At 45.2% G+C, this 25,117-nt stretch carries 16 protein-coding genes; 14 read left to right on the top strand and 2 right to left on the bottom strand.

Going from position 1 to position 25,117, the window contains the following annotated elements; genetic code table 11:
- Window positions 1-40 precede the first annotated feature (40 nt).
- Window positions 41-1,822, bottom strand: coding sequence for a cache domain-containing sensor histidine kinase (locus tag QFZ81_RS10975; RefSeq protein ID WP_307444572.1), 1,782 nt, complete (start codon window positions 1,820-1,822; stop codon window positions 41-43).
- Window positions 1,819-3,393 (bottom strand): response regulator, encoded by a 1,575-nt coding sequence (locus QFZ81_RS10980; RefSeq protein WP_307444569.1) that lies wholly within the window; start codon window positions 3,391-3,393, stop codon window positions 1,819-1,821. The genes QFZ81_RS10975 and QFZ81_RS10980 overlap by 4 nt, the downstream gene beginning before the upstream one ends.
- A gap of 317 nt (window positions 3,394-3,710) precedes the next feature.
- On the opposite strand from QFZ81_RS10980, the gene QFZ81_RS10985 reads away from it, so the two are divergent.
- From QFZ81_RS10985 to QFZ81_RS11050, 14 genes are all read left to right on the top strand, one after another.
- Window positions 3,711-4,628, top strand: coding sequence for an ABC transporter permease (locus QFZ81_RS10985; RefSeq protein WP_307444567.1), 918 nt, complete (start codon window positions 3,711-3,713; stop codon window positions 4,626-4,628).
- A gap of 27 nt (window positions 4,629-4,655) precedes the next feature.
- Window positions 4,656-5,555 (top strand): carbohydrate ABC transporter permease, encoded by a 900-nt coding sequence (locus tag QFZ81_RS10990; RefSeq protein ID WP_307444564.1) that lies wholly within the window; start codon window positions 4,656-4,658, stop codon window positions 5,553-5,555.
- Between the two features lie 61 nt (window positions 5,556-5,616).
- On the top strand, window positions 5,617-7,176 hold the full coding sequence (locus tag QFZ81_RS10995) for an ABC transporter substrate-binding protein (RefSeq protein WP_307444561.1): 1,560 nt from the start codon (window positions 5,617-5,619) through the stop codon (window positions 7,174-7,176).
- Window positions 7,177-7,307: 131 nt separating this feature from the next.
- Window positions 7,308-8,156, top strand: coding sequence for a copper amine oxidase N-terminal domain-containing protein (locus QFZ81_RS11000; RefSeq protein WP_307444559.1), 849 nt, complete (start codon window positions 7,308-7,310; stop codon window positions 8,154-8,156).
- A gap of 1,214 nt (window positions 8,157-9,370) precedes the next feature.
- The gene (locus QFZ81_RS11005) at window positions 9,371-12,949 is read left to right on the top strand and encodes a glycosyl hydrolase 53 family protein (RefSeq protein WP_307602755.1); all 3,579 of its coding nucleotides are present in this window, start codon (window positions 9,371-9,373) and stop codon (window positions 12,947-12,949) included.
- Entirely contained in the window at window positions 12,946-13,920 is a 975-nt protein-coding gene (locus QFZ81_RS11010; protein WP_307444555.1) for an Ig-like domain-containing protein, read from the top strand. The genes QFZ81_RS11005 and QFZ81_RS11010 overlap by 4 nt, the downstream gene beginning before the upstream one ends.
- Window positions 13,921-14,083: 163 nt before the next feature.
- Window positions 14,084-16,105, top strand: coding sequence for a beta-galactosidase (locus QFZ81_RS11015; RefSeq protein ID WP_307606876.1), 2,022 nt, complete (start codon window positions 14,084-14,086; stop codon window positions 16,103-16,105).
- Between the two features lie 157 nt (window positions 16,106-16,262).
- A complete protein-coding gene (locus QFZ81_RS11020) occupies window positions 16,263-18,032 on the top strand; it encodes a cache domain-containing sensor histidine kinase (protein ID WP_307602757.1) in 1,770 nt (589 codons plus the stop codon).
- A 6-nt stretch (window positions 18,033-18,038) separates the two neighbouring features.
- Window positions 18,039-19,592 carry a response regulator gene (locus tag QFZ81_RS11025; RefSeq protein ID WP_307602759.1) on the top strand — a complete coding sequence of 518 codons (1,554 nt, stop codon included), beginning with the start codon at window positions 18,039-18,041 and terminating at the stop codon, window positions 19,590-19,592.
- A gap of 130 nt (window positions 19,593-19,722) precedes the next feature.
- Window positions 19,723-21,045 (top strand): ABC transporter substrate-binding protein, encoded by a 1,323-nt coding sequence (locus tag QFZ81_RS11030; protein ID WP_307602761.1) that lies wholly within the window; start codon window positions 19,723-19,725, stop codon window positions 21,043-21,045.
- Window positions 21,046-21,156: 111 nt separating this feature from the next.
- The gene (locus QFZ81_RS11035) at window positions 21,157-22,044 is read left to right on the top strand and encodes a carbohydrate ABC transporter permease (protein ID WP_060645324.1); all 888 of its coding nucleotides are present in this window, start codon (window positions 21,157-21,159) and stop codon (window positions 22,042-22,044) included.
- A 12-nt stretch (window positions 22,045-22,056) separates the two neighbouring features.
- The gene (locus tag QFZ81_RS11040; protein ID WP_307444545.1) at window positions 22,057-22,902 is read left to right on the top strand and encodes a carbohydrate ABC transporter permease; all 846 of its coding nucleotides are present in this window, start codon (window positions 22,057-22,059) and stop codon (window positions 22,900-22,902) included.
- A gap of 54 nt (window positions 22,903-22,956) precedes the next feature.
- Window positions 22,957-23,982: a glycoside hydrolase family 88/105 protein gene (locus QFZ81_RS11045; RefSeq protein ID WP_307602763.1), complete on the top strand. Its 1,026-nt coding sequence runs from the start codon at window positions 22,957-22,959 to the stop codon at window positions 23,980-23,982.
- Window positions 23,983-23,995: 13 nt separating this feature from the next.
- The gene (locus tag QFZ81_RS11050) at window positions 23,996-25,114 is read left to right on the top strand and encodes a rhamnogalacturonan acetylesterase (protein ID WP_307602766.1); all 1,119 of its coding nucleotides are present in this window, start codon (window positions 23,996-23,998) and stop codon (window positions 25,112-25,114) included.
- Window positions 25,115-25,117: the final 3 nt, after the last annotated feature.

Genomic DNA, 25,117 nt, shown 5'->3' on the forward strand with positions numbered 1-25,117 from the left:
AGCCTTAGGAAGCACCTGCATCCTAAGGCTCTTTCTATGACTACATCTCGGATCCCGTTGTAACCGGAATCGTAATTTCCACTTCAGTGCCCTCGCCAGGCACGCTGCGATACGTCAAATTCGCAGGCTCGCCGAAATAGTGGCGAATGCGTTCGATGACATTTTTGACGCCGTATCCGCTGCCGCTTATTTTGCTGCGGCTCGTGCCCGTCATGATGTCTTCGACCTGTGTAGCGCGCATGCCGACTCCGTCGTCCTTGATGATCAGGTGAATGTTGTCATTCACTCTCGCACCGCTAATTGTAATCGTACCCTCGCGGTGAGTACGTCCAAGAATACCATGTAGGATTGCATTTTCTACAATTGGCTGCAAAGTAATTTTCGGAATCGTGTTATCTAGAAGCTCCTCTGGCACATGAATTTGAAAATCAATCTTATTTTCAAATCGGATATTCTGAATCTGCATGTAAAAAGAAACATGCTTTAATTCCTCGCGGAGCGAAATAATATCTTTCCCGCTGCTTAAGCTGACTTTATAGAAACGAGCTAGCGCCTTGACGACCTTTTTGATGTCCGTGTTAAGACCGCTGTCAGCCATCCAATTAATAAGATCGAGGGTATTATACAGGAAGTGAGGATTGATTTGCGACTGAAGTGCTTTAAGCTCCGCGTTTTTCACTTCTTGTCCTAGCCGGTAATGCTCCTTATTCATAGAACTAATTTGTTCAATCATGTAGTTGTAGGTTTGAATCAGCTCTCCTATTTCATCTTTTCCTTGCGTTTGAGCCAATGCGATTAGATTGCCATTCTGTACATCACGCAAACGGCTCGTTAATTGTGAGATGCGCCGAGTAACCGAGAAGGAGAATAAATAGGCTAGCAGGTACGCGAGTCCACTTACAATAAGTAAAATAACTAGTAAGTCATTGCGCAGCTCATTGCTTTGCTGAACGACTTCATCTAACGGAATGACTGTCACCATGCCCCAATTCGATGGGAGCTGCCGGTATAAATAGTAGTTATTGTTGCTTTGCCAATTCATCGTAACCGAGTCGCTGGAGATATCTGGCAGGGTAAAGTCGGTAAGGGTCATAGGTTCAGAAGCAAGCACGATCTGATGGTTCTGGTCAACTAAGAAGGTGGCGCTTTTCTTCACCACGTTGGCTTTTTTAAGCATGGAGCGCAGTGTCTCCGCCTGTACATCCACACGCAGCTGGCCGATGGGCACCGAATAATTATTTGGATCCAGAATGCTCCTAACCACATAGAGGGAGGAGTTATCATGGGTAGCATGAGAACCTAATTCCGGTGGCGAGCACCATAAATATTTGGCATGCAGTTCATTTAAACGAGCAAAGCAAGGGCTGTCAACAGTCTGGTCGAGGGGGAGGAAATTCTCCGACTCGTTGGAGAAAATAAATGCCTTCGGCACATAGAGGATGACCCGTGAAATATCAAGGCTGTCCTGCATGGATCGGAGGAGCTGCTTCAAATTACTATAATCTTGCAGCTCGCGATTAATATTCTGCGTGATACTCGTGTCCATTAAGATACTAGAGATGGTTGTGTTCGAAACCAGGATATTCGTCGTTTCCGCTATTCGCTGTACGCGGTAGCTGAGGAACGAATAGGTTTGGTCGAAGCCCTGCTTGGCCGAATACGTCACATGATTAATGATGATGGCTGACATTTTATCCGAAGCAATGAATTGATAGAAGCCAAGTGGAATCATAATCAGCAGTAAATAAGTAACCATGATTTTATGCCGTAATTTCGCGTTGTACAGCCATTTTCGTATCGTTTGAATCAAAGTGAACATCATAGTTGGCATCGCTCCCGGTACTCGGAAGGTGTCATCCCTGTTGATTTGCGGAATATTTTCGCGAAATGCTCCCCATCTTTAAACCCCACCTGTGAAGCGACGTCGAGCACTTTCAATCGATTGTTTCGTAGCAAATCCTTTGCCTTTTCCATTCGATATTCTGTGACATACTGCTTAATGGTTTTGCCAGTCGCTTCTTTGAAAATCGAGATGAGATGCGAGGCTGTCATTTGCATATGATCACTCACATCTTGGACAGACAAGTTATCCTCAGCAAAATGCAGATGAATGTAACGAATAATCCGCGAGCTGGCAGATGACATGCTTCCATTCCCACGTTCCCTGAAGGATTGCTTCAGCTCATCCAGCTTCTGGGTGATCACCCGATGAATATCATCTAGGAAGTGACATTCCAGGATAAGCTTCCACGGCACATTATTTTCTTCCGAGACATCGAACAGGATGACATTTCGGCTGCGAGCAAATTTGTCCATTTCCAAAGCAAAACGATAATAGAGCTCTTTGACGCTGACAATTAGTGTTCCAGGATGCTGATGAATATCCGTGGTAACCGTGTTCAACAAACGGGAAATATCCTCAAAGTTTTCCTCTACAAGTGCTTCTTGGAACCTGTTGAATAACTCAGCCGGCACTTGATAATGCTCAGAATTCACTTCGCTGCCATAACTGTCATGCAATATGACGGAGCATGGTTTATGAAAGAATGACTCCTGAAGACGAAGGACAGCACTTGTATACGACTCCTGCAGCCTTTTAACCGAAGGAACTATTTTCCCCGCGGCAATGGAGAAGGAATGAAATTCCTTTTTTAAAGCAGAAGAGAGCTCGTAACAAACGTGATGCAATCCACTGCTTTCTATAGGCACTATGCCGCTCGAAAATAAATGAAGGATAACGTGATTGTCATCTTTCAGTGCATATAAGTACGGGTTTTCGAAGGCGGTCAATGCTGATTCAATAATGGAATTAATGTTTTCTTTCGTTGGTTGTGGTGTAACTAGTTTGGCCAATATTGTAACTGCCGGGGCTTGAAGCGATGCCTCGAATCCAACGGCCAACAGTCGCTTAACCAGCAATTCCTCGTCAAATCCCCCGCGTATGAGCTGGAGCGCTGCTTCTTGCTTGATGTAGCTCTTATTATCTCTGGCTACCGCGTCGTTCGCCAAATGCCGCTGCTCTTCCAAACAAATGGCTATTGCGCTTCGCAACGCTTCTTCTAGCTCCTCGATATCAATCGGTTTCTCTACATAGCTGACCGCTTTCAACGATATCGCTGCTTTTAAGTAGTCTTTATCTGCGTAACCACTCATAAAAACAATTTTGCAAAGTGGATACTTCCGGCGTAGGTGTGTAGCAAGCTCAATGCCATCCATGCGCGGCATGCGAATATCCGTCAGCACAATATCGGGCTGAAATTGCTCAGCGATAGCAACCGCTTCTAGACCATCGACCGCTTCGACAAGCTCAGTAATCCCGAGTTCTCCCCATGCAATCGATTTACGAATTCCTTCTCTCGTGAATTTTTCATCCTCTGCGAAAAGAAGTTTCATAGTTAAAATCGCCCCCAAGAATTTTCAGAGAAACTTATGATGTAAGCGTAAGCTTCTCTAGAGTTGATAAGGAAGTATAAGTTTTATACTTTGGCTTTGCATCAACCTTGACAAACGCGCTCGTCCTGGAGGACAGCGGATCCGTTTATCCTAGTGTAGCTTAAGATTAGCGCATATTAGACAGCAAAGCCACTAACTTAGGTGCTATCTGCAAAAGTTACAGGGAATCGATATTTTGTCGGGTTACTACGCTGCATGGAACCTGTTAATTTAGTAACAGGAGAGACAACTAGAACCGGATGGGGGAACGAATAGAGATGAGAACAGGACTCCTGTATCGACTCAAGTCTAAGAAAACACTGCTGTTCATGATTGCTCCGGCAGTCCTTTACTTCTTGCTTTTCAGCTATGTGCCGATGGCCGGTATCGTGCTTGCGTTCAAGCAGTACCGCTATGATTTGGGCATTATGAACTCACCATGGGTGGGATTTGATAACTTCAAATTCTTCTTCATGACGGGCGATGCGTTTAGAGTCACTCGGAACACGATGCTTTACAATGCGGCTTTTATCCTTATTAACAATGTGCTGCAAATTGTGGTGGCGATCCTGATGGCCGAAATCGGCTCGAAACTGTTTCGCAAAACAGCGCAAACCCTTATGTTTCTACCGTATTTCTTATCCTGGGTCGTGGTTGGAGCTGTAGCATACAATCTTTTCAATTACGAACATGGAACCGTGAATACACTGCTTCGCTCCTTACATATTCCTGAGCTAGATATTTATACGACTCCGGAATATTGGAAGTATATTCTGATCTTTTTCTCAGCGTGGAAAGCAGTTGGTTATGGCGCTGTGTTTTACATGGCATCCATTCTGAGTATTGATCGAGAAACGTATGAAGCTGCTGAAATTGACGGCGCTAATGTGTTTCAAAGGATTCGCTATATTACACTTCCGTCCTTGCGTCCTACGATAACTATCCTTGTTCTACTTGCGATTGGCGGCATTTTCCGCGGTGATTTTGGACTATTCTACCAGCTCGTGGGCAACAATGGTCTGCTGTATCAAACGACGGATGTTATTGACACGTATGTGTACCGTTCCTTATTGGTTAACAATGAAATCGGGATGTCTTCCGCAATTGGATTCTATCAATCCATCCTCTGTTTTGCGACCATTATGGTAACGAATTTCCTTGTACGTAAATCGGATAAAGAGAATGCCTTATTTTAAACATAATGCAATTTGCGGGGTGAACCTATGAGTACGACGAGTGTTAAAAAGAGTCAAATCGATCAGCGAATGCTGGATGTCATTGGCTATGTGTTTATCAGTTTGATCAGTTTGGCTTGTTTAATTCCTTTTATTCTTATTATTAGCGGCTCCTTAACGAGCGAATCCTCGATTACGAGTGATGGCTTTCGATTATGGCCCAAGGAATTTTCTTGGGATGCCTATGCCTTTGCGCTCAAACATCCACAGCAATTTGTTAGCTCTTATCTGTTGACGATTGCTCTAACCGTAACGGGGACGATTGTGGGACTATTCATATCAGCGATGGCTGCGTATGTCCTTCAACGTCAGGATTTTGAGTGGCGCGGCGGATTTTCCTTCTTTTTCTACTTCACAACCCTTTTTAATGGCGGACTTGTACCTTGGTACATCTTAATGGTTAACTATTTACACATGAAGAATACCTTCTGGTCGCTGTTATTGCCTCCGCTCTTAAACGTGTTCTATATTATCATCTTACGGACGTTCTTACGGAGCATACCGGACGCTATTACGGAATCTGCGAAGATAGACGGAGCAGGGGATTTCACGATTTTTATCCGTTTAATTCTACCGCTAGCCAAACCGGGACTGGCCACGATTGGACTGTTCACCGCACTGAATTATTGGAACGATTGGTTTAACTCTTTGCTGTTTGTACAGAATGAGAAACTGTATACCCTGCAATATTTACTTTATAAAATGCTGGGCAATCTCGAAGGCATTCGCAAGGTTATGGCCATTACAGGTATGCAGGTTACGGAATTGCCTGGTGAAAGCTTGAAAATGGCGCTCGCCATTCTTGTTACAGGTCCGATCATCTTCTTATATCCGTTCGTTCAGCGTTATTTCGTTCAAGGCTTAACCGTTGGAGCTGTAAAAGGATAACCCCGGGAATTCAAATTCCCGGTTATCATAAATTATCTATCTTTTATAAGGGGAGAAAAAAATGGCATACACCAAGAAATTAGCTAAACTCAGTCTAGCATCACTTTTCGTGATGGGTACTGTACTGACGGCTTGCGGCACGAAAGAGGCAACACCGACACCGAGTACTTCAGCGGCACCTCAAGCAAGCGCTTCCGCAACTTCAAGTAATGGTATTGATACAAGTAAGGAAGTAAAGCTGAAAATGGTTTTGCTTGGCTCCAAGCCAAAAGCTTTTGATGAGGTTTATGGTGAAGTAAATAAATTGATGAAGCAAAAGATTAATGCAACGCTTGATGTTAGCTTTCTAGATTGGGGCGAGTATCAACAGAAATATCCGCTTATGTTCGCAGCTAACGAGGATTTCGATCTCGTGTTCTCGGCTACATGGTCCTACTATGCGCAGCAAGCTACGAAAAACGGCTTTATGGAATTGACAGAAGATATGATTAAGAAGTTTGCCCCGAAAACATGGGCGGAAGAGCCAAAAGTAGCTTGGGAGCAAGCCAAAATCAACGGTAAAATTTATATGGTTCCACAAAACAATTTTGAGTACAGTTACCATATGGTCGGTATTCGAGGAGACTTGCGTCAAAAGTACAATTTACCTGAGCTGAAAACGTATGATGACTACGTGACATATTTGAAAACGGTTGCTGAGAAAGAGAAGGATTTCAAACCAAGTATCGGTGTGAGTGAGTTTAATGCGATTGAGTTGGTTCAACCGAATGAGTGGAACTTTGTCGTTCCTCAACTGCCAGTTGCTTATAAAGTAACAGATGGTTCCGGAAAACTATTCAACTTTGTAGATACACCGGAGTTCGCTGATTTTGCTAAGAAAATGAATGATACACAAAAAACAGGTGCTTGGTCCCGAGATGCCATTGCCAATAAAGTCGACAAAACACAAGCATTCAAAGATGGTAAACTAGCTTCCGTAGAATGGAATTTAGGAACATTATTGCGTGCCAAATCCGAAATGCAAACCACACATCCAGATTGGAAGGTGGAGCTGTATGATCTGAGTCCTGACAAAAAACGTCTATCCAATCCGTTTATCAATAACGGGATGTCCATCCATGCAGGTTCCAAAAACTACGAACGTGGTTTAATGGCGATTGATTTACTCCGTTATGATCCAGAAATTCATGACCTGACGAACTACGGGATTAAAGGCAAGCACTACGAGCCTGTAGGCAACGATCAGTTCAAACCGCTTCCTGCTTCTGCTGATTTCCCTCCGTCCGGTACGGATCCATGGGGCTGGAACTCCTTGCATGAACGTTTGGATTCCACAGTAGCTGCTGAAACACAAAAATTCACAGAAAACTGGAAAAAGACAGTGACTGTCAACCATCCTTTAGAGACATTTACGTTTGATGATACCAAAGTGAAAAATGAGGTCGCCGCTGTTAGCAACGTAATGGAGACTTACGGTAAACCGCTCTTCTACGGTTTGGTTGATCCTAACGATGATAAGCATGGTGTGAAAGTGTTTAATGATAAGCTGAAGCAAGCTGGTATTGAAAAGGTTGTTGCTGAAATGCAGAACCAAGCTAATCCGTTGATTGCGAAAAAATAAGTTGAAAAGAAGTCCGCTTCCTGTTGAAAGGAGGCGGTTTTTTTCAATTCTCTCAAAGCGACCCCTCCAAAAATAGGAAAGATGTCGAATATGTTAGGGAGTTAATAAATCACAATTGAGGAGTCGTTATTATGAAAATGAAAAAGACTTGGATGATTACAGCAACATGCGTTGTTGTAACTAGCCTTATGACAGGATCTGCCTTTGCAAAATCCGAAAATGGCAACAATGCTGATAAAGTGGATTCGTCCAAACCAGCAGTTGAACTGAATATAAAGGTTAATGGAGGTGCAGATTCAACTGTAACTACCGACACTTATGGCAATGAAGGCAAAAACGGGTATAAAGGTCTTCTTAAAGCGCTCGAGAATGTAAAGGACAAGCCAGCCGGAGCTGTTATTGCTGATCTACTTTTGACTAACTACGGTGCTCACATTAGCGACGAATTAAAGGTTGAACTTGATGCGATTAAAGATCGTGATGCTGCACTTTCTGCTGTTGCTGATGTTTTGGACGAGCAGGGTAGTGTAACCGATGCGGTTTATGTTCAAAAGGAAGCCGTGAAAGCAAACATAAAGAACTTGAATTCCTATAAGAAACTTGGAAAACTTTTTGAAAAGCTAGGTAAAAAAGGCGTGTTTTTGTATGTGAATGGTGAGGAGCCTACTTTGGAAGTTAATCCTTTCATCAAAGACGGCAGCACATTGGTACCATTCCGTGCGATATCCGAATCTTTAAAAGCCGAAGTAACCTGGAACGCCGAAGAACGTTCGGTAACCGTTACTCGTGGCGGAATTACAGTTAAACTCTTTATCGATAGCACGAAAGCTACTGTAGACGGTAAAGAAGTTACATTGGAAGTTCCTGCGGCCATCGTTGAAGGAAACACGGTTGTACCGGTTCGTTTCATTAGCGAAGCTCTAAAAGCTACGGTTAAATGGGAAGAAGAAACGAAGTCCGTTGTGATTTACGAAGATTAAATCGGACAAAATGCATGCTGAACCAAGCTAATCATTGATTGCGAAAGTTGAAGAGGGATCCGCTTCCTGTTATCAGGAAGCGGATTTTTTTTCGTTAGAGTGTGAGGGTAGGCGAAATTTAACCCATATTTATTGGGCCGCCGCGGAAACGGATGTATTCTTCTCTAAAGTGCGGGGAGCGCGTGGAAGTGATTTGATAGTGAGAAAACACGCTTAAAATCGGAGGATCCGTCCGGAACCTCCGTAATGTCTGCTGAGACGATAAAATTAATCACTAAAGTGTGGGAATGGTGCTAAAGCGAAGTGAGAGGTCGAAAATGCATCCTGAGAAGGCAGAAAAGGGCGTCTCGGAGGTCCGAATGAAGCGAAAGTGGCGCGAGACGTTTGAAAAGGACCTCTCAGCTGTTGAGAGAAGGCGAGTTAGCGGGTTTTGCGTCCTGAGAAGGCAGAAAAGGGCGTCTCGGAGGTCCGGATGGAGCGAAAGTGGCGCGATACGTCTGAAAAGGACCTCTCGGCTGTTGAGAGAAGGCAAGTTAGCGGGTTTTGCGTCCTGAGAAGGCATAAAGGGGCGTCTCGGAGGCTCGAATGGACCTAAAGTGGCGCGAGACGTTTGAAAAGGACCTCTCAGCCGCTGAGAGAGGGCGAGTTGCGTCCTGAGAAGGAATAAAGAGGCGTCTCGGAAGGGGAGGCGAAGCTTAACCCTATTACACTTGGAAGCCAAGTTTTTTTGATTGGATCGTTGTAGTGAATTTTTATGCTGAGTGATTTTGCTTCTGGTTATTGGTTACTGGCTTGAGTGAGCAGTGGGGAATAACAGTCCAGTCTGACAGTCTTTTATTTGGTTTAGAGGAGTGATTGTTGTACGCAGTACAACAATTTCGTTGGTTTCTTCTCATAAAGCTGTCAATGTTGTATGGTGTACAACAATTTAGCCTAATTTCCTTCTATGGAGCTATTTTAGGGGGAAATTGTTGTATTTACTGCAACAATCGAGAGGATAACGAGGCTTAACTAGCTTTTTGTTGTACAAAATACAACATTACTTGGATCAAATAGGGGGATCACCCAGTAGGTTCGCCTAAGCCTTTATATAGGTCGATAGAATGAACAGGTAATCGATATTTTAGCGGGTTATTTTGAAAAACAGATGTTGGTACCATTTAGGTGACAAATAGAAAGCGCTCACATTTTGCCTTTGGAAAGGAATTGAGAAAATGAAAAAGAGCTTGGCCATTCTGCTTAGTTTGATACTGACATCAGCGATGGTTCCGACAACTTATGCCTCGGAGCCGAATTCAAATGCTTCTGCACAAATTCGCATTAACCCGATTCAGGGCATATCCCCTGATTTTATTAAAGGTGCCGATGTGTCGATGCTGAAGCAAATTGAGATTAGCGGAGGTAAATTTTATGATCAAGGCGTAGAAAAGGAAGCCCTGCAAATTCTGAAAGATCACGGAGTTAACTGGATACGACTGCGTATTTGGAATCACCCCTTCGATGGTGACGGCAAGCCGCTTGGTGGGGGCAATAACGATAAGGCCAAAACCATAGAAATCGCCAAAAGGGCGCATGATCTCGGCCTCAAGGTGCTGCTGGATTTTCATTACAGTGATTTCTGGGCGGATCCAGAGAAGCAAAATAAACCGTCGGCGTGGGCGGGACTTAACACCGCAGAGCTTCAAGAAGCTCTTTATGACTATACGGCAGATGTGATACAAGGCTTAACGGCTGTCGGTGCAATGCCGGAGATGGTGCAAATTGGAAATGAAACGAATACAGGTATGGTATGGCCGGATGGGAAAACGACAGGCAGCGGTGGATTTGAAGGCTGGGCTAATCTCGTGAAAAAAGGCGTTCAAGCTGTCCGTGATAACGATCCTAACCAGAATAATCCTGCGAAAAGAACGAAAATAATGATTCATCTCGCCGACGGGGGGAACAACGAACTTTTTCGTCGCAACTTTGATCAACTGGAAACTTTTAAAGTGGACTACGATGTGATTGGTTTCTCATATTACCCTTATTGGCACGGTCCGCTGGAGCAGCTTCAGCAGAACATGACGGACATTTCGCAGAGGTACAACAAAGAGGTGCTCGTTGCTGAAAACGCTTACGCGTATACATTGAATGATGGGGACAACTTTTCAAACAATTTTGGTCCCAGTCAAGAACAGCTTGGCGGTTATAAAGCAACCATTCAAGGACAAGCTCAAGAAGTTCGGGACGTCATGAACGCTGTGGCTCAAGTTCCGGAGAAGAAAGGGCTGGGTATTTTCTACTGGGAGCCGGACTGGATTCCAGTCAAAGGAGCGGAGTGGAGCTCCAAACCAGGTGAAGGTAACGGATGGGAAAATCAGGCGATGTTTGATTTTAACGGCAATGCTCTCCCATCTCTCGATGTGTTCAATCGTGTTTCCGCTGGAAATGGAGAAATCTTCACAGCAGAAGCTGCGCTGATCCACCCTTCCCAGGTCAATGTCACTGTCGGAGGAACACTGCTGCTGCCAAGTAAAGTGAAGGTTGAATTTACAGATGATTCGGTTAGAGAATTACCGGTAACTTGGGAGGCGTTCGATACTGATGCACTGAATCATCCTGGAACCATTTCTCTGCAAGGCTCGATCGCAGGGGTTCCACTGAAAGCCACTCTAAAGGTGATCGTACAGGGAGCTACCAACCTGGTCAAAAATCCAGGCTTTGAAAGCGGAGATAGCAGCAACTGGACAATTACAGGCGATGAAACCGCGGTAAAAGTCGTGACAGATCAAGCAAATGCTCACGCCAGCAGCCATGCGCTGCATTATTCGTTACCTCAAGCCATGCCATTTACGGCATCGCAAACGATTACAGGCTTAGCAAATGGCAACTACACATTGAAAGTCTGGTCGCACGGAGGCGGTGGCGAAAATAGCCTGAAGTTATTTGCAAACAACTTTGGTGGAGAAGAAGTGACCGCCGATATTCATAACACCAAATGGTTGGAGTGGAAGCACCCCATTCTTATGGACATTCAAGTTACCAATGGTCAAGCAACCATTGGGGTCAAAGCAGACGGCAACGCCGGCAATTGGGGAAATATTGATGACTTTGAATTTTATACAGACCGTACGGCAGAGACGTTAACAGCTCCTAGTCGTGTGACGAAGGGAGATTCCTTCACAGTGAACGTTGGAAATGGCGGCTTGGTAGAAACCATCTACGCAGAAGACATTACCCTTCATTATGACGCGGACAAATTTGAATACATGACTGCGCAAAGCGGCGCGGAAAGTACGCTTCTTTTGCATACAGATCATGCTGTTCCTGGGACTGTAAGATTTGTTCTAGCACACCCAGGGGGAAAAGCGTTAAATATAAACTCACTAGCGCTTACTTTCAAAGCAAAGACAAACACTGTTGCAACTGTAGGTACGATTACCGTTCACGATGTCGAGTGGGGTAGTGCTCCTGCAGGTGCTAGCATCAAGCCGGCTATCTTAGGCTCGGCTGCCGTTGCCATTACTGATGTAGATAGCGGTGATGACACTCCTAGCAGTCCTAGTACTAACTTAAGTTCAGGTCCAGCATCTCCTTTGGAAACAATTAAGACGGAGGCAGATGGTTCATCCAGCCTTGTACAACTGCCTGTATTAGATCAAAGTAAAACAGCGCTGGCTGCTTTATCCGCGGAGATGTGGAAAAAAATGCTGGATCAGGCGAAGGCAGACAACGAGGGCAAGAAAAAAGTATCGTTGGAAATTTCCAAAATTGAAGGAGCAAATTCGTATGCACAGCAGCTGCCTAAGACCGCATTGCAATCGTCGAAAGTAGTTAAGCAATTGGATATTGTAACGCCAAAAGGCACCGTTTCAATCTCGAGTAACATGCTGAACTCTACCACTCTTAGCACTGCGGAAGGAGTTAGCTTACATATCGGATACGTAGATCCTACGACACTTCCTGAATCATTGTTAGCAAAGATTGGGGATAGACCGCTCATTGATCTATACCTGAAATCAGGCAGTGAGATCGTTTCGTGGAACAATCCAGCGGCACCGGTTACCGTATCGATACCGTATACACCAACCAAGGAAGAACTCCAACATCCGGATCATCTCGTGGTGTGGTACTTGGATGGAAGCGGTGACGCCATAGCTGTTCCCAATGCGAAATACGATGCTGTGACGCAAGCAATCGTTTTCACAACGACACATTTCAGTACCTACGCCATATCATTCGTTACCAAGTCCTTCAAGGATATCGCGAAATACGAATGGGCGAAGGAAGCCATCGAAGCTCTCGCCTCCAAAGGGGTAACCACAGGAACTTCACAAGACACATTTAGTCCAGAACAGCAAGTGTCGCGCGCGGACTATGTGGTTATGCTGATAAAAGCTCTTGGCCTGAGCGCTAAGGTGGAATCTAACTTTACCGATGTACAATCTTCAGATTATTATTACGAAGCGTTAGGCATTGCCAAAGCTCTGGGCATTTCCGAAGGAAGCGGCAATAACCGCTTTGATCCCAAAGCATCCATCACCCGAGAGGATCTCATGGTATTGACTGCAAGGGCGCTTCATATCTCGAAAAGATTGGATGTAACAACGGATATGAGTTCCTTGAATGTGTTCAAGGACAGCTCCCGTATCTCGGATTACGCTGCTGCATCCGTTTCAACTTTGGTCAAAAGCGGCATCGTAAGTGGTAATGATGAAGGGATTGCGCCACAAGCTAACACGATAAGAGCAGAAGCAGCCCTGATCATTTATCGCTTGCTGCATCTCTCATTTAAAGGAGGTTCATCCCGATGAGGATTGGATATTACTTGAAAACTAGCATTCTGGCGGCCTCCATATGGCTGGCGAGTTTATCTGGAGTAAACCCAGCGAAGGCTATTGCTATCGTACCCGTTAATTTAGCTGCAAATGGTGCTTTTGAGGAGGCGAACACATCTCCTTGGGTCATCACGGGAACAACCTCAGCCATTTCTATTCAAGCTAAGGATAACCATACAGAGGGAGGTACACATTCAGCCGCTTATTGGTCAGCTTCGGCTTTCCATTTCACAATTTCACAAACGATTGAAGGTTTGCCAGACGGAAGATACAGGCTATCCGCATGGACACAGGGAGGGGGAGGCGAGAATGTCTCCCGGTTATTTGCAAAGGATTATGGCGGAGAGCAGTTGAGTGCAGATATTACTCATACTGGTTATGCGCAGTGGAAGCAATCGCAACTAACACATATCAATATTGAGGTAACCAATGGGACTTGTACAATTGGAATTGAAATCCAAGGAAATGACGGGAATTGGGGCTCTTTAGACGATGTTACATTTACACGGATTGGTGACACGGAGAGTACCTCAGTGCCGCTAGACATTAACCCGATTCAGATTAGTACGATTATCCATGTAGCGCCTCAGCTTCCGACTGTCGTGAAAGCCGTTTATCGTGACGATTATTCCTACAAGACTACGCCAGTAACATGGGAAACGGTCACAGAGAATACCTATGCTCAAACAGGCCAATTCCAGGTGATGGGAGTCGTTCAAGGTTCGGATATCCCTGCTATTGCGACCGCTTCGGTAACCTTGAAGTCTGCGGATCTCAATGGTGACCAAGCTGTAAATGTGGCTGATTTGGCCTTGGTTGTTTATTACTTACAAGCGGCTGTTGGAACAGCGAATTGGGAAGTGGCGGCTATGGCCGACATAAATAACGATGGACATGTCGATATTGCTGATCTTCAGCGATTGGTCGAACAAATGGTTCGTGCGTAAATCGAAAGAAATGACGGGTAATCGATAATTTGTCGGGTATTTTTGTGGTGGTGAACCTGATAAACTTGAATGCAATGAACTAATATGAGTCCATACATTTATCCTAGAGGTGATCATCTTGTCACAGAAATATCCGCCAATAAGCCCGAAATTACCCGTTTTCATGCACGGTGCCGATTATAATCCTGATCAGTGGCAGCACGATCCACATGTGCTGGAAGAAGACATTCGCATGATGAAACTGGCCAAATGTAATGTGATGGCTGTCGGCATTTTTGCTTGGTCAGCGCTTGAGCCGGAGGAAGGTGTGTTCACCTTCGATTGGCTCGACCGTGTGTTGGCCACATTTGCGGCCAACGGCATTTATGCGTGGTTGGCTACCCCGAGTGGCGCCAGACCAGCATGGATGGCGGAGCAATACCCGGAAGTGCTGCGGGTAAGCCCTGGCCGGGTGCGCAATTTATTCGGTGCGCGTCATAATCATTGCTATACGTCCCCAGTCTATCGGGAGAAAGTCGCGATCATGAATAAGCAGTTGGCAGAGCGCTATGCGCAGCATCCTGCCGTAGTGGGCTGGCATATCTCCAATGAATATGGAGGGGAATGCCACTGCAACTATTGTCAGGAAGCTTTCCGCGGATGGCTGAAGCGCAAATACGTAACGCTGGATGCTCTCAACATGGCGTGGTGGACTTCATTTTGGAGCCATACGTATACGAATTGGTCTCAGATTGAATCTCCTGCACCGCATGGCGAAAATCTGGTCCATGCGATGAATTTGGATTGGAAACGGTTCGTAACGGATCAAACCGTTGATTTCTGCCGTCATGAAATCGCTCCGCTGAAGGCGGAAAATACCGAACTGCCCGTTACGACGAATCTCATGGACGCTTACGAAGGTCTTAATTACTGGAAGTTCGCCGATGTACTGGATGTCATCTCATGGGATGCCTATCCAACTTGGCATGATGCGGCAGATCAGAGCAATCTAGCCGCATGCTTCTCGCTCAACCATGATATGTTTCGCTCGCTTGGTGGCGGTAAGCCTTTCCTGCTAATGGAGAGTACACCGAGCTTAACGAATTGGCAGCCCGTTTCAAAGCTGAAGAAGCCGGGCATGCATCTACTGTCTTCCTTGCAAGCAGTGGCACATGGATCCGACTCCGTCCAGTATTTCCAGTGGCGCAAAAGCCGAGGAGCCAGCGAGAAGCTGCATGGCGCGGTGATTGATCACGTTGGTCATGAGCATACGCGTGTCTTTCAAGATGTAGCTGAGCTTGGCGGCGCTTTGGAGAAACTGACAGATCTCATCGGGACACGAGTGCCCGCACAAACGGCACTTATTTTCGACTGGGAAAATCGCTGGGCCGTTAAGGATTCGCAAGGTCCTCGTAATATGGGAATTAAATACGAACAAACAGTATTAAGCCATTATCGTGCCTTTTGGGAACAAGGTGTTCCCGTTGATGTCATCGATATGGACTGTGATTTCAGTAAATATAAGCTTGTTGTTGCGCCAATGTTATATTTGGTACGCCCGGGCGTCGGAGAGCGAATCGAACAGTTTGTCGCGAATGGGGGAACTTTCGTCACTACGTATTGGTCTGGCATTGTGGATGAGAATGACCTTTGCTTCCAAGGCGGCTTTCCGGGACCGCTTCGCAAAACGTTGGGCATCTGGTCTGAGGAGATCGACGGACTCCACGAACATGAAGTGAATCGTGTCCTCTTCTTGAAGGGCAACGCGCTTCAAATTACAGGTGAATATGAGGTTCGTGAGCTGTGCGAGCTGATTCATACAGAAGGTGCAGAGACTCTTGCCGTATATGGTGATGACTTCTATGCAGGTCGACCTGCGCTCACAGTCAATGCGGTTGGTAAAGGCAAAGCTTACTATATCGCAGCTCGTACGGATCAAACTTTCCAGAGCAGCTTCTATAAGCAGATCCTTAAAGAAGTGGGCATCGATGCTGCTCTACAAACAGAGCTGCCTGCAGAGGTTACAGCTCAAATTCGTACAGACGGTGTGAATGAGTTCATCTTCCTCATGAATTTTAGCAGTAAAACCCATACCATTACACTGGATGAACAAGCATATACGGACATGCTCGCCTCGGATTCCGTATCGTCTAGCTTGCTGCTCCAGCCTTACGGAGTTCGGATATTGAAGAGAAGTAAACGCTAGAATTTGTTACCTAGTGACTAATTTCATAAACTAAAGAGGATGTCTGGCTATAAATACCAGCATCCTTTTTTGTTACCCTTAAAGGGAATTGGAACCTTCATCACGAAGACTCTCTCCAACATGAACCTTATTCAGCGAAGAAAAGTGGTGACGTTGCATGAAATCAGGCATAAGCAAGTGGTTTAACGAAATACGCAATCTGCGTATTAAAGCGAAGCTATTTTTGCTAATTACAATATCTATGGCTGTCAGTTCTTGCATCTCATTGGTGGGGCTCCAGATTGCCTATTCGATTTATGATCAGCAAATTTATGAGAAATCATCTCAAGTTCTGAATCTATCATCCACCTTGATTGAGAATGAGTTAAACAAAGTGGAACGATTGACCTTTAGTATCATGTCGGATGAACAAATTCAGCAAAATTTAATCGTGATGAACGCGGATGAGTCCGATTACAATCGGATCCAATCACGTGCTAAACTTGTGGATCGACTCGTGCAATACATTAATACTGAGACGTATATCATTGCAGCAGATATAACCGATGTGAAGGGAAGCAGCTATTCCAGCGGTAATTTGATAACGCTCTCATCAGAGCGGAGAGACCTTATCCAAACAACGGCTGACCGAGGCAATGGAACCCTGGGATGGGTGAACCCGGACGCGCAGGATTACAGCTTAATTGCGGCCAGACAAATTCGTTCCTTCGACCAATTGGAGCTAAACAAGCTGGGCACCTTGGTGCTGCATGTGAATTTAGACAAGATTGTTAACCAATACGCAAGAGAAGCCGTAACGAGGGACGGCGAGCTCGTCATTGTATCAGACAGGAATTTAGTATACCCGCGCGCAGCTAGTATGAAATCCTTTCTTAGTGAGGGCAATCCAGCAGAGTCGGCATCCAAAGGCTTTCGCATTATGGAACAAGACGGAGAGAAATATTTCGTTTCCCATATTCACTCTGATTATTTGGGCTGGACGTATTACAACACCCTGCCCTTCCAAACCATCTTTTATCATATTATTTTGATGAAAAACTGGATGATTGCCGCATTCCTGCTTAGCTTTTTCCTACTTGTAGGGTTTGGGATGACGGTTGCAAGAAGCGTAACAAGACCAATAGAAGGCTTAATTACCAACATGCGCGGCCTGCAAATTAGTGATCTAGAGAAGTCCGAACTGCCAACGCTCGCACCATTATCACAGCAGATGGATGAGGTAGGCTTGCTGCAGCGTACGTATCGCATGATGCTAGTGCGTATTCAAGAGCTGATCAAAGAGAACTACACGAAACAGTTGATCATCAAAGAAACCGAGTTTCGTTCCTTGCAGGCGCAGATTAATCCGCATTTTCTTTACAATACGTTAGAATCAATCAATTGGATCTCCAAGATGAATGGACAGAAACAAGTGTCCCAAATGGTTGAATCACTCGGTTATTTGCTCCGTTCGTCGATTAGTCTGAAGCAGGATATCATCACCGTGGAAGAAGAGCTGCAGCTTGTGCAGCATTATATTACGATTCAAAGGGTCAGATTTGAAGAACGGCTCGATTTTCGACTCGATGTTCCAGAACCAATTAGAAGCAACAGTATACCAAAGCTGACGCTGCAGCCGCTTTTGGAAAATGCGATTAAATATGCGGTAGAAGTCATGCTAGAGCCATGTGTCATCCAAATTATCGGTCGAGAAGAAGGCGAATCTATTTTACTCATTATGGAAGATAATGGACCTGGTATTGATGAAGCCTATTTAGAACAGATCCTGACAGGAGAACGTAAATCCAGAGGTACAGGTATCGGTCTGAAAAATATTGATGAACGAATCAAGCTTTCTTTTGGCGATGAATTCGGAGTCCAAGTGGATAATCGCGTGGGCGGCGGTGCTCGTATTACAGTCCGTATTCCTATTACGAAAAGAGGGTAACTGCTTATGTATAAAGTGCTGTTAGTCGATGATGAACGAATGATTCTGGAGGGTATTTCTTCCATTGTGGATTGGCAATCGGTGGATACACAGTTAGTTGGAACAGCGCGAAATGGTGTTGAAGCCTACGCCTTCGTGTGTGAACATACACCCGACATTATTATAAGTGATATTCGCATGCCTGGTATGGATGGACTCGGGCTTGTGGCCCGAGTAAAAGAAACCCATCCGCACATCCGCTTCATTATGCTTTCTGGATTCGATGAATTCGAATATGCCCAAATCGCCATGCAGTATGGGGTGAAGCATTATTTATTAAAGCCATGCAACGAGAACAGCATTCTGAAGGCCTTAAGCGAAATTGCTGCGGAATATAAGCAGGAAGAGAGCAAGGAAGGCTTTATTCAGTCGATGAAGGCGAATTTGCGGAAGGTACTGCCCCATGTGAAGGAACAGTTTCTGAAGGAGTTCGTGACGAATAAGTCGTATGGAAGCCGGGATTGGGATTATTATCAGGATTTATTTGGACTGCAGGTTAGCGGGAAGAAAGTGCGTTTATTGCTTTTTCGTCTGGAAGACAAGTTCGAATATGAGCATCTTTTTGCCGTGAAAAATATTGCTGAGGATATTCTCGATGAACCTCTGCTAAGCTCCACCATTGCTGAACAAATTCTGATTATGATTGAGGATCAGCAAGACATGGAGCGATTACAAGAGCAAATCAAAGAGATACGGCGCATTTTTATGCTCTATTACAAAATTGATACGACAGTCGCATTAAGCGAATCAGGAGATATCGTAGAGGCGAGACGTCTTTATCTGCAAGCGCTCGATTGTTTGGGCCATCGCTTTTATCTTGGTGAAGGCGGACTGATTACAATGCGTGATATCCTGGATTCCACCCTACTAAGCAAAGCCGATTTCGTCTATGACGAAGATCGGATTCTGTTCCCGATCCGGGCAGGCAATTGGGAGGAAGCAGAAGTGAGTATTGACGCGGTTCACGATCAACTGGCCAATTCCCGACTCGATATTCAGACGACCAAGTCGTATGTCATTCAAATATTTATTTCCATGACGCGACTAGTTGCAGAAGAGAAAATGAATCATTACATGGGGCTGATTGGTCAAATATCTCAACTGGAAACCCTGCAAGCGAGCATCCATTTGTTAAAACAAATCGCATCCGAAATCACACTTATTAATTTTGAAAAAAATAAAAATAAACATTCACAAGTCGTTCAAAAGGTAATTGATATCGTCAATTCGGAGCTAGCCAACGCTGAACTTTCTCTCAATTGGGTAGCCCACCAGATGTTGTATATGAACCCGGATTATCTGGGGAAATTGTTCAAGAAAGAGACGGGAGAACGTTTCTCTAACTATGTAGTCACCGTAAGGATTAAGAAAGCAATGGAGATAATTAGACATAATGATGATGTTAAAATGTTTGAACTAGCGGAACAGCTGGGTTTTGGGGACAATCCGCAATACTTCTCCCAAGTGTTTAAAAAGATCGCAGGCTGCGCTCCTTCCGAGTATAAGAAGTTGACGCTATAAATCTTGCGCTATAAATCTTGTTTTCACTGTTTTTTGAACATTTATCGCGGTAAATTAGATTCAACTTTCGCTCTTCCAAGCTGATAATAAGAAGTGTGGAGCGCAGGTGACTCATAGGGGGAAGCTAACTATGAAACGCATACCAATACTAGTCCTGCTCCTAGTCATGTTGTTGTTAATCGGATGCAGCTCGAGTCAGCAATCAGCGAATGGGGGAACGGGGACATCAAGAACGATAGAAACTGCGAAAAGTGAAAGCAAGCATGACGTTAAGCTTCGAATCGCTTGGTGGGGCGGTCAAGCCAGACATGACTACACTTTGAAGCTGATAGAGTTATACCAACAGCAGAATCCAGGCGTGAAGATCGATACGGAATATGCCGGCTTCGATGATTATTGGAAAAAGCTGGCGCCGCAAGCCGCGGCCAACCAACTTCCGGATATTATCCAGATGGATATCTCGTACTTAAATCAATATAGTTCGAAGAATCAGCTGGAAGATCTAGATGAGCTTACAAATAACGGAACGCTAGATGTTCGTTCAGCTTCAGCGGAAACGATAGCGTCTGGACGAATTGGCGGCAAGCTTTACGGTATTCCTCTTGGGGTGAATGCGATGGGAGCAACCTTCGATGCAGCGCTGCTGAAGCAGGCAGGTATCACTTCGATTCCTGTGAACTGGACGTGGTTTGATCTGGAGCAAATCGCTAAGCGTATGAAAGGAAAAGGCAAAGTGCTCGATCATATGCGATTCGATCAGTTCTTTCCTTACTACTTGCGTACGCAAAATCAGCACTATTTTAGCTCGGATGGTACGAGTCTTGGTTATAGCGATCCCCAATATTTTATAAATTACTTCACGATGTATCTCAAATGGTACGATGCAGGTTACATGCGAAACTGGGATAAAGAGTCTTTGACCAAATTGACTCCGGAGGAGAATCCGGTTGTACTCGGCGATGGGTTCATGACGATGGCCTGGTCGAATCAATTCGTGACTCTGCAGGAGGCTGCCAAGAAATCATTGAGCATGATAGGGCTTCCGGGTCCAAATGGGAAGCAAGGTCTTTATTTGAAGCCAACTATGCTGTTCTCCATTTCGAAAAGTTCGAAGCAGAAAACAGAAGCAGCTAAATTTATTTCTTGGTTTATTAATGATTTGGAAGCGAATAAGCTCATAAATGGAGACCGCGGGATTCCGATTTCGGCTGCCGTTAGGGAAGGTTTGAAACCCCTACTAACAGAGGCCGATCAGAAAGTCTATGATTACGTCGCTTGGGCACAGTTGAACAGCAGTGTTATGGATCCACCGGATCCGCCAGGGGCTGCAGAAGTAAGCAAGCTGCTTCGGGATATGCAGGAGCAGATCTTGTACAGGAAGCTCTCGGTGGAAGAGGCCGCAGCCAAATTCATGAACGATGCCAACGCAATTCTTTCCAAAAACAAGAAGTAAGAACTTTGTAAGCAGCTTTATATAGGGGTTAAAGTAGGGGTGAGAGGGCAGCTTCATGCAAGCTGCCCTCCCCAAATAAACAGAATTTGACGAATGTAAGGGAGTGGAACTATGAAACTACGTGAAAATGATCACATAGTCGGTTATGTGTTTATATCACCTTTCATCCTGGGTTTTCTGATCTTCACGCTGTTTCCGATGTTTTCATCGCTGTATTTTTCATTTACCGAGTACGATTTACTCTCGGCTCCACGATGGGTGGGACTTTCCAATTACGAGAAAATGTTCACAGATGACGACAAAATCATGGACTCCATCCGAGTAACACTGACTTACGTACTCACGTCCGTTCCATTGCGACTCATTATTGCATTGCTCGTCGCCATGCTTTTGAATCGTGCGGTAAAAGGAATTGGCTTATACCGAGCCACGTATTACTTACCGTCATTGATTGGCGGCAGCGTAGCGGTTTCTATTATGTGGCGACAAATATTCGGAGATAAGGGACTTATCAATGCTTTTCTAGGAAACATCGGCATCCACACCAGTACATCTTGGATTGGCTTCCCGGCAACGGCGCTTGGAACGTTAGTACTGCTTTCGGTTTGGCAGTTTGGTTCCTCCATGCTGATTTTTCTTGCCGGTCTTAAGAATATTCCGGGGACCTATTACGAGGCCGCAAGTGTAGATGGCGCTGGACCGATTCGCAAATTTTTCCACATCACACTGCCTTTGTTAAGTCCGATTATTCTCTTTAATTTAATCCTGCAAACGATTTCAGGCTTCTTAACCTTTACCCCGGCCTACATTATTTCCAATGGGGAAGGCGGGCCGCTGAACAATACCTTGCTGTATTCGCTTTATTTATTTCATCGAGCATTCGTCTTCTTCGAAATGGGTTACGCTTCGGCCATGGCTTGGTTCATGCTGATCCTTATCGGACTCATTACCTTAGTGATTTTCAAAACATCGAAATATTGGGTTCATTACGAAAGCTAGGAGGGGTAGAACATGGTTTTACGAGTCAAAAATGTGAAAACGCTGCTGTATCATCTCATCGTTTGTATCATCGCGGTAACGGCGATTTATCCGATCCTGTGGCTGGTCGCCAGCTCACTGAAGCCGAATGATGAAATCTATACAACGGCTACCAGTCTGATCCCAAGTCGGCTCGAGTGGAACAATTATGTGTCGGGCTGGAAAGGGTTTGCAGGCAATACGTTTGCTACATTCATGAAAAATTCGTTCATTATTGTTATTCTTTCGACGTTAGGTGCGGTGGTTTCCTCCGCTTTAGTAGGATATGGATTTGCCCGGATTCGTTTTGCCGGAAGCAAATTCTGGTTTTCAGCGGTTATGCTTACTTTACTGCTTCCTCAAGACGTAACGATTATTTCGCAATATATTTTATTTGCCAAAATAGGCTGGTTATCCAGCTTTAAACCGATTATTGTCCCGCAGTTCTTTGGGATTCCGTTCTTCATCTTCTTGATCATGCAGTTTATTCGTACGATTCCTCCGGAATTGGATGAAGCCGCAAAAATGGACGGATGCAGCAAATACAGCATCTTTTACAAAATCATCGTACCCTTAATTGTTCCGGCACTCGTGACGTCAGCGATTTTCTCCTTCTATTGGAGATGGGATGATTTCTACACGCCTCTGCTTTATTTGAACAATCCGAGTCAATATCCAGTTTCCTTAGCATTGAAGCTTTTCTTGGATAGCGAGTCTTTGAATAACTGGGGCGGCATGTTTGCCATGTCGACGTTATCACTTGTCCCGATTTTCGTAGTTTTCATCATATTCCAGAAGTACATTGTTGACGGGATTTCGACGAGCGGTTTGAAAGGATAAGAAGAGATGGTTACAAACATAGAAAATAGCCAACTACAGGGAGGAAATGAAGAGATGCCAGCCTTACAATTCGATCCAGATGAAATTCGCAAGGTGATTGACCGTGTAGTTCATAGAACGTTCCGAATGGACTTTAATTGGGATTGGCCGGGTGGTGTAGCCTTCTATGGCGTAACCGAAGCCTATGAAGCGACGGGCAAGGAGGAATATCTGCAGCTGCTGAAAGATTGGATCGATGAGAAGCTGGAGGATGGCTTGCCTAAGCTGTCCGTTAATGGGATCTCCATTGGACACTCCTTGCTGACATTGTACAAAGAAACTGGCGAAGATCGGTATATCGATATTGCTTCCCAAATGGCTGAATTCCTTCAGCATGAGGCTGAGCGTTTCGGAGAAGGCATATTCCAGCACACGGTGAACTCGGAAACCTATAACTTTCCGCAGCAGGCATGGGTGGATACCATGTTCATGGCAGGTTACTTCCTCCTGCGGATCGGTTCCGTGCTAAAGCGTGACGATTATTTCGAAGATGGGTTGAAACAATATCACGGTCACGAGAATTACTTGCAAGATATGACAACTAATCTCTACTACCACGGCTGGGATCATCTAGCGCAAAATCATATGTCGAGCATATTCTGGGCCCGTGGCAATGCTTGGGCAGCGATCACGATGGCTCGTGCGCTGAGACTTGTGCATGTGACGCACCCTTCATTTATGATTCTCGAGGGCTCGCTGCGTGATCAATTGAGCGCACTTGTCCGCTTGCAAGATGAGAGTGGACTTTGGCATACCGTATTGACGGACAAGGATGCTTATTTGGAAACAAGCGGCTCTGCTGGTATCGCGGCGGCGCTTATCAGTTCAGGTCCTCTTTACAACAAATATACGAATAAATCAATTCAAGGCATACTTTCGCGCATCACGGAAGATGGGACAATCACTCACGTTTCAGCCGGGACAGCGGTAATGAGGGATATTGACGGCTACAAAGGGGTTCCTTACAAACGGATTCAGGGCTGGGGACAAGGGTTAGGGCTTACTTTCTTAGCATCCTTGCTTAATCGCAAAGACTGGTAGGAGGTAAACGTCTATGAACGTACACTACAGGTTCAATTTCGGTCCAGAACAGAATTCAAGCTGTACAAAAGAAGGGTATACGAGAGTTAGTGGTCATTCGTATTACAATGAGAAAATGGGCTACGGCTTTCTGGATGGTTCAACGGTGTTTGAACGAGACCGAGGGCGTCCCGCGGCGCTCCGCCAAGATTTTTGTATTCCGGTTGGTGCTATCTTCGTTGTGGATGTGCCGAATGGCAGCTATACGGTTCAGACACTTATGGGCGACCTGATCACGTCAACTTGTACGGGATTAAAGGCAGGGCCTGGAAGACTTATATTGGCTGATGTACTGACGGCAGCAGGTGAGTTTGTTACTAGCAGCTTTACCGTTCATGTGGCTGATGGACAGCTAAAGCTTGCTTTCTCTGGCGTTACCCCGCGAATTAACGCTTTGGAAATCACCTCATCACCGCAAGCGGCAACCTTATACATCGTTGGTGATTCCACCGTTACCGATCAACCGCAGGATGGTTATCCGTACACAGGTTGGGGACAAATGCTGCCGCTTTTTATTAAAGCGGACGCTGCTGTAGCCAACTTTGCGGTATCAGGCCGCAGTTCCAAAAGCTTTTTGGAGGAAGGACGCCTGGCACCCATCCTTGATCACATGAATGCGAATGACTACCTGTTCATTCAGTTTGGGCATAACGATCAGAAGCTGGATACGGAGCGGGCAACATCCCCTTTTACAACGTATAAAGAGCATTTGAACATCTACATACAAGAGGCCAGATTGCGGGGAGCTGCCCCGATTCTAGTAACGCCTGTGCAGCGAAGATTTTTTGACACTGCCGGTAAAATCATAGATACACATGGTGATTATATCACCGCGATGAAGCAGCTCGCAGAGGAAGAAAACGTCCCCCTGATTGATTTGGCAGAAGAGAGCAGGCAATTGTTTGAAGCACTAGGTCCGGAGGAAACGAAATCATTGTTCATGTGGGCGTGGCCGGGGGAGTTCCCTAACTTCCCCCAAGGCGCAGAGGATAATACACATTTCCAGGAAAGAGGCGGTATTGCCATCGCCAAGCTGGTCGTAGACTGTATAAGAAAGCAAAATATCCAGCCGCTTATGCGTTATCTGCGTTAGTAA

Origin of the sequence: Paenibacillus sp. V4I9, from assembly GCF_030817295.1 — a bacterium.
GTDB lineage: Bacteria > Bacillota > Bacilli > Paenibacillales > NBRC-103111 > Paenibacillus_E.

Bases quoted from the DNA above. Each gene is read 5' to 3' on its own strand.
- QFZ81_RS11035 (WP_060645324.1), top strand. From the start codon at position 21,157: ATGAAACTACGTGAAAATGATCACATAGTCGGTTATGTGTTTATATCA.
- QFZ81_RS10980 (WP_307444569.1), bottom strand. From the start codon at position 3,393: ATGAAACTTCTTTTCGCAGAGGATGAAAAATTCACGAGAGAAGGAATT.
- QFZ81_RS10995 (WP_307444561.1), top strand. From the start codon at position 5,617: ATGGCATACACCAAGAAATTAGCTAAACTCAGTCTAGCATCACTTTTC.
- QFZ81_RS10990 (WP_307444564.1), top strand. From the start codon at position 4,656: ATGAGTACGACGAGTGTTAAAAAGAGTCAAATCGATCAGCGAATGCTG.
- QFZ81_RS11020 (WP_307602757.1), top strand. From the start codon at position 16,263: ATGAAATCAGGCATAAGCAAGTGGTTTAACGAAATACGCAATCTGCGT.
- QFZ81_RS11015 (WP_307606876.1), top strand. From the start codon at position 14,084: ATGCACGGTGCCGATTATAATCCTGATCAGTGGCAGCACGATCCACAT.
- QFZ81_RS11040 (WP_307444545.1), top strand. From the start codon at position 22,057: ATGGTTTTACGAGTCAAAAATGTGAAAACGCTGCTGTATCATCTCATC.
- QFZ81_RS10975 (WP_307444572.1), bottom strand. From the start codon at position 1,822: ATGATGTTCACTTTGATTCAAACGATACGAAAATGGCTGTACAACGCG.
- QFZ81_RS10985 (WP_307444567.1), top strand. From the start codon at position 3,711: ATGAGAACAGGACTCCTGTATCGACTCAAGTCTAAGAAAACACTGCTG.
- QFZ81_RS11000 (WP_307444559.1), top strand. From the start codon at position 7,308: ATGAAAATGAAAAAGACTTGGATGATTACAGCAACATGCGTTGTTGTA.
- QFZ81_RS11045 (WP_307602763.1), top strand. From the start codon at position 22,957: ATGCCAGCCTTACAATTCGATCCAGATGAAATTCGCAAGGTGATTGAC.
- QFZ81_RS11005 (WP_307602755.1), top strand. From the start codon at position 9,371: ATGAAAAAGAGCTTGGCCATTCTGCTTAGTTTGATACTGACATCAGCG.
- QFZ81_RS11050 (WP_307602766.1), top strand. From the start codon at position 23,996: ATGAACGTACACTACAGGTTCAATTTCGGTCCAGAACAGAATTCAAGC.
- QFZ81_RS11025 (WP_307602759.1), top strand. From the start codon at position 18,039: ATGTATAAAGTGCTGTTAGTCGATGATGAACGAATGATTCTGGAGGGT.
- QFZ81_RS11030 (WP_307602761.1), top strand. From the start codon at position 19,723: ATGAAACGCATACCAATACTAGTCCTGCTCCTAGTCATGTTGTTGTTA.
- QFZ81_RS11010 (WP_307444555.1), top strand. From the start codon at position 12,946: ATGAGGATTGGATATTACTTGAAAACTAGCATTCTGGCGGCCTCCATA.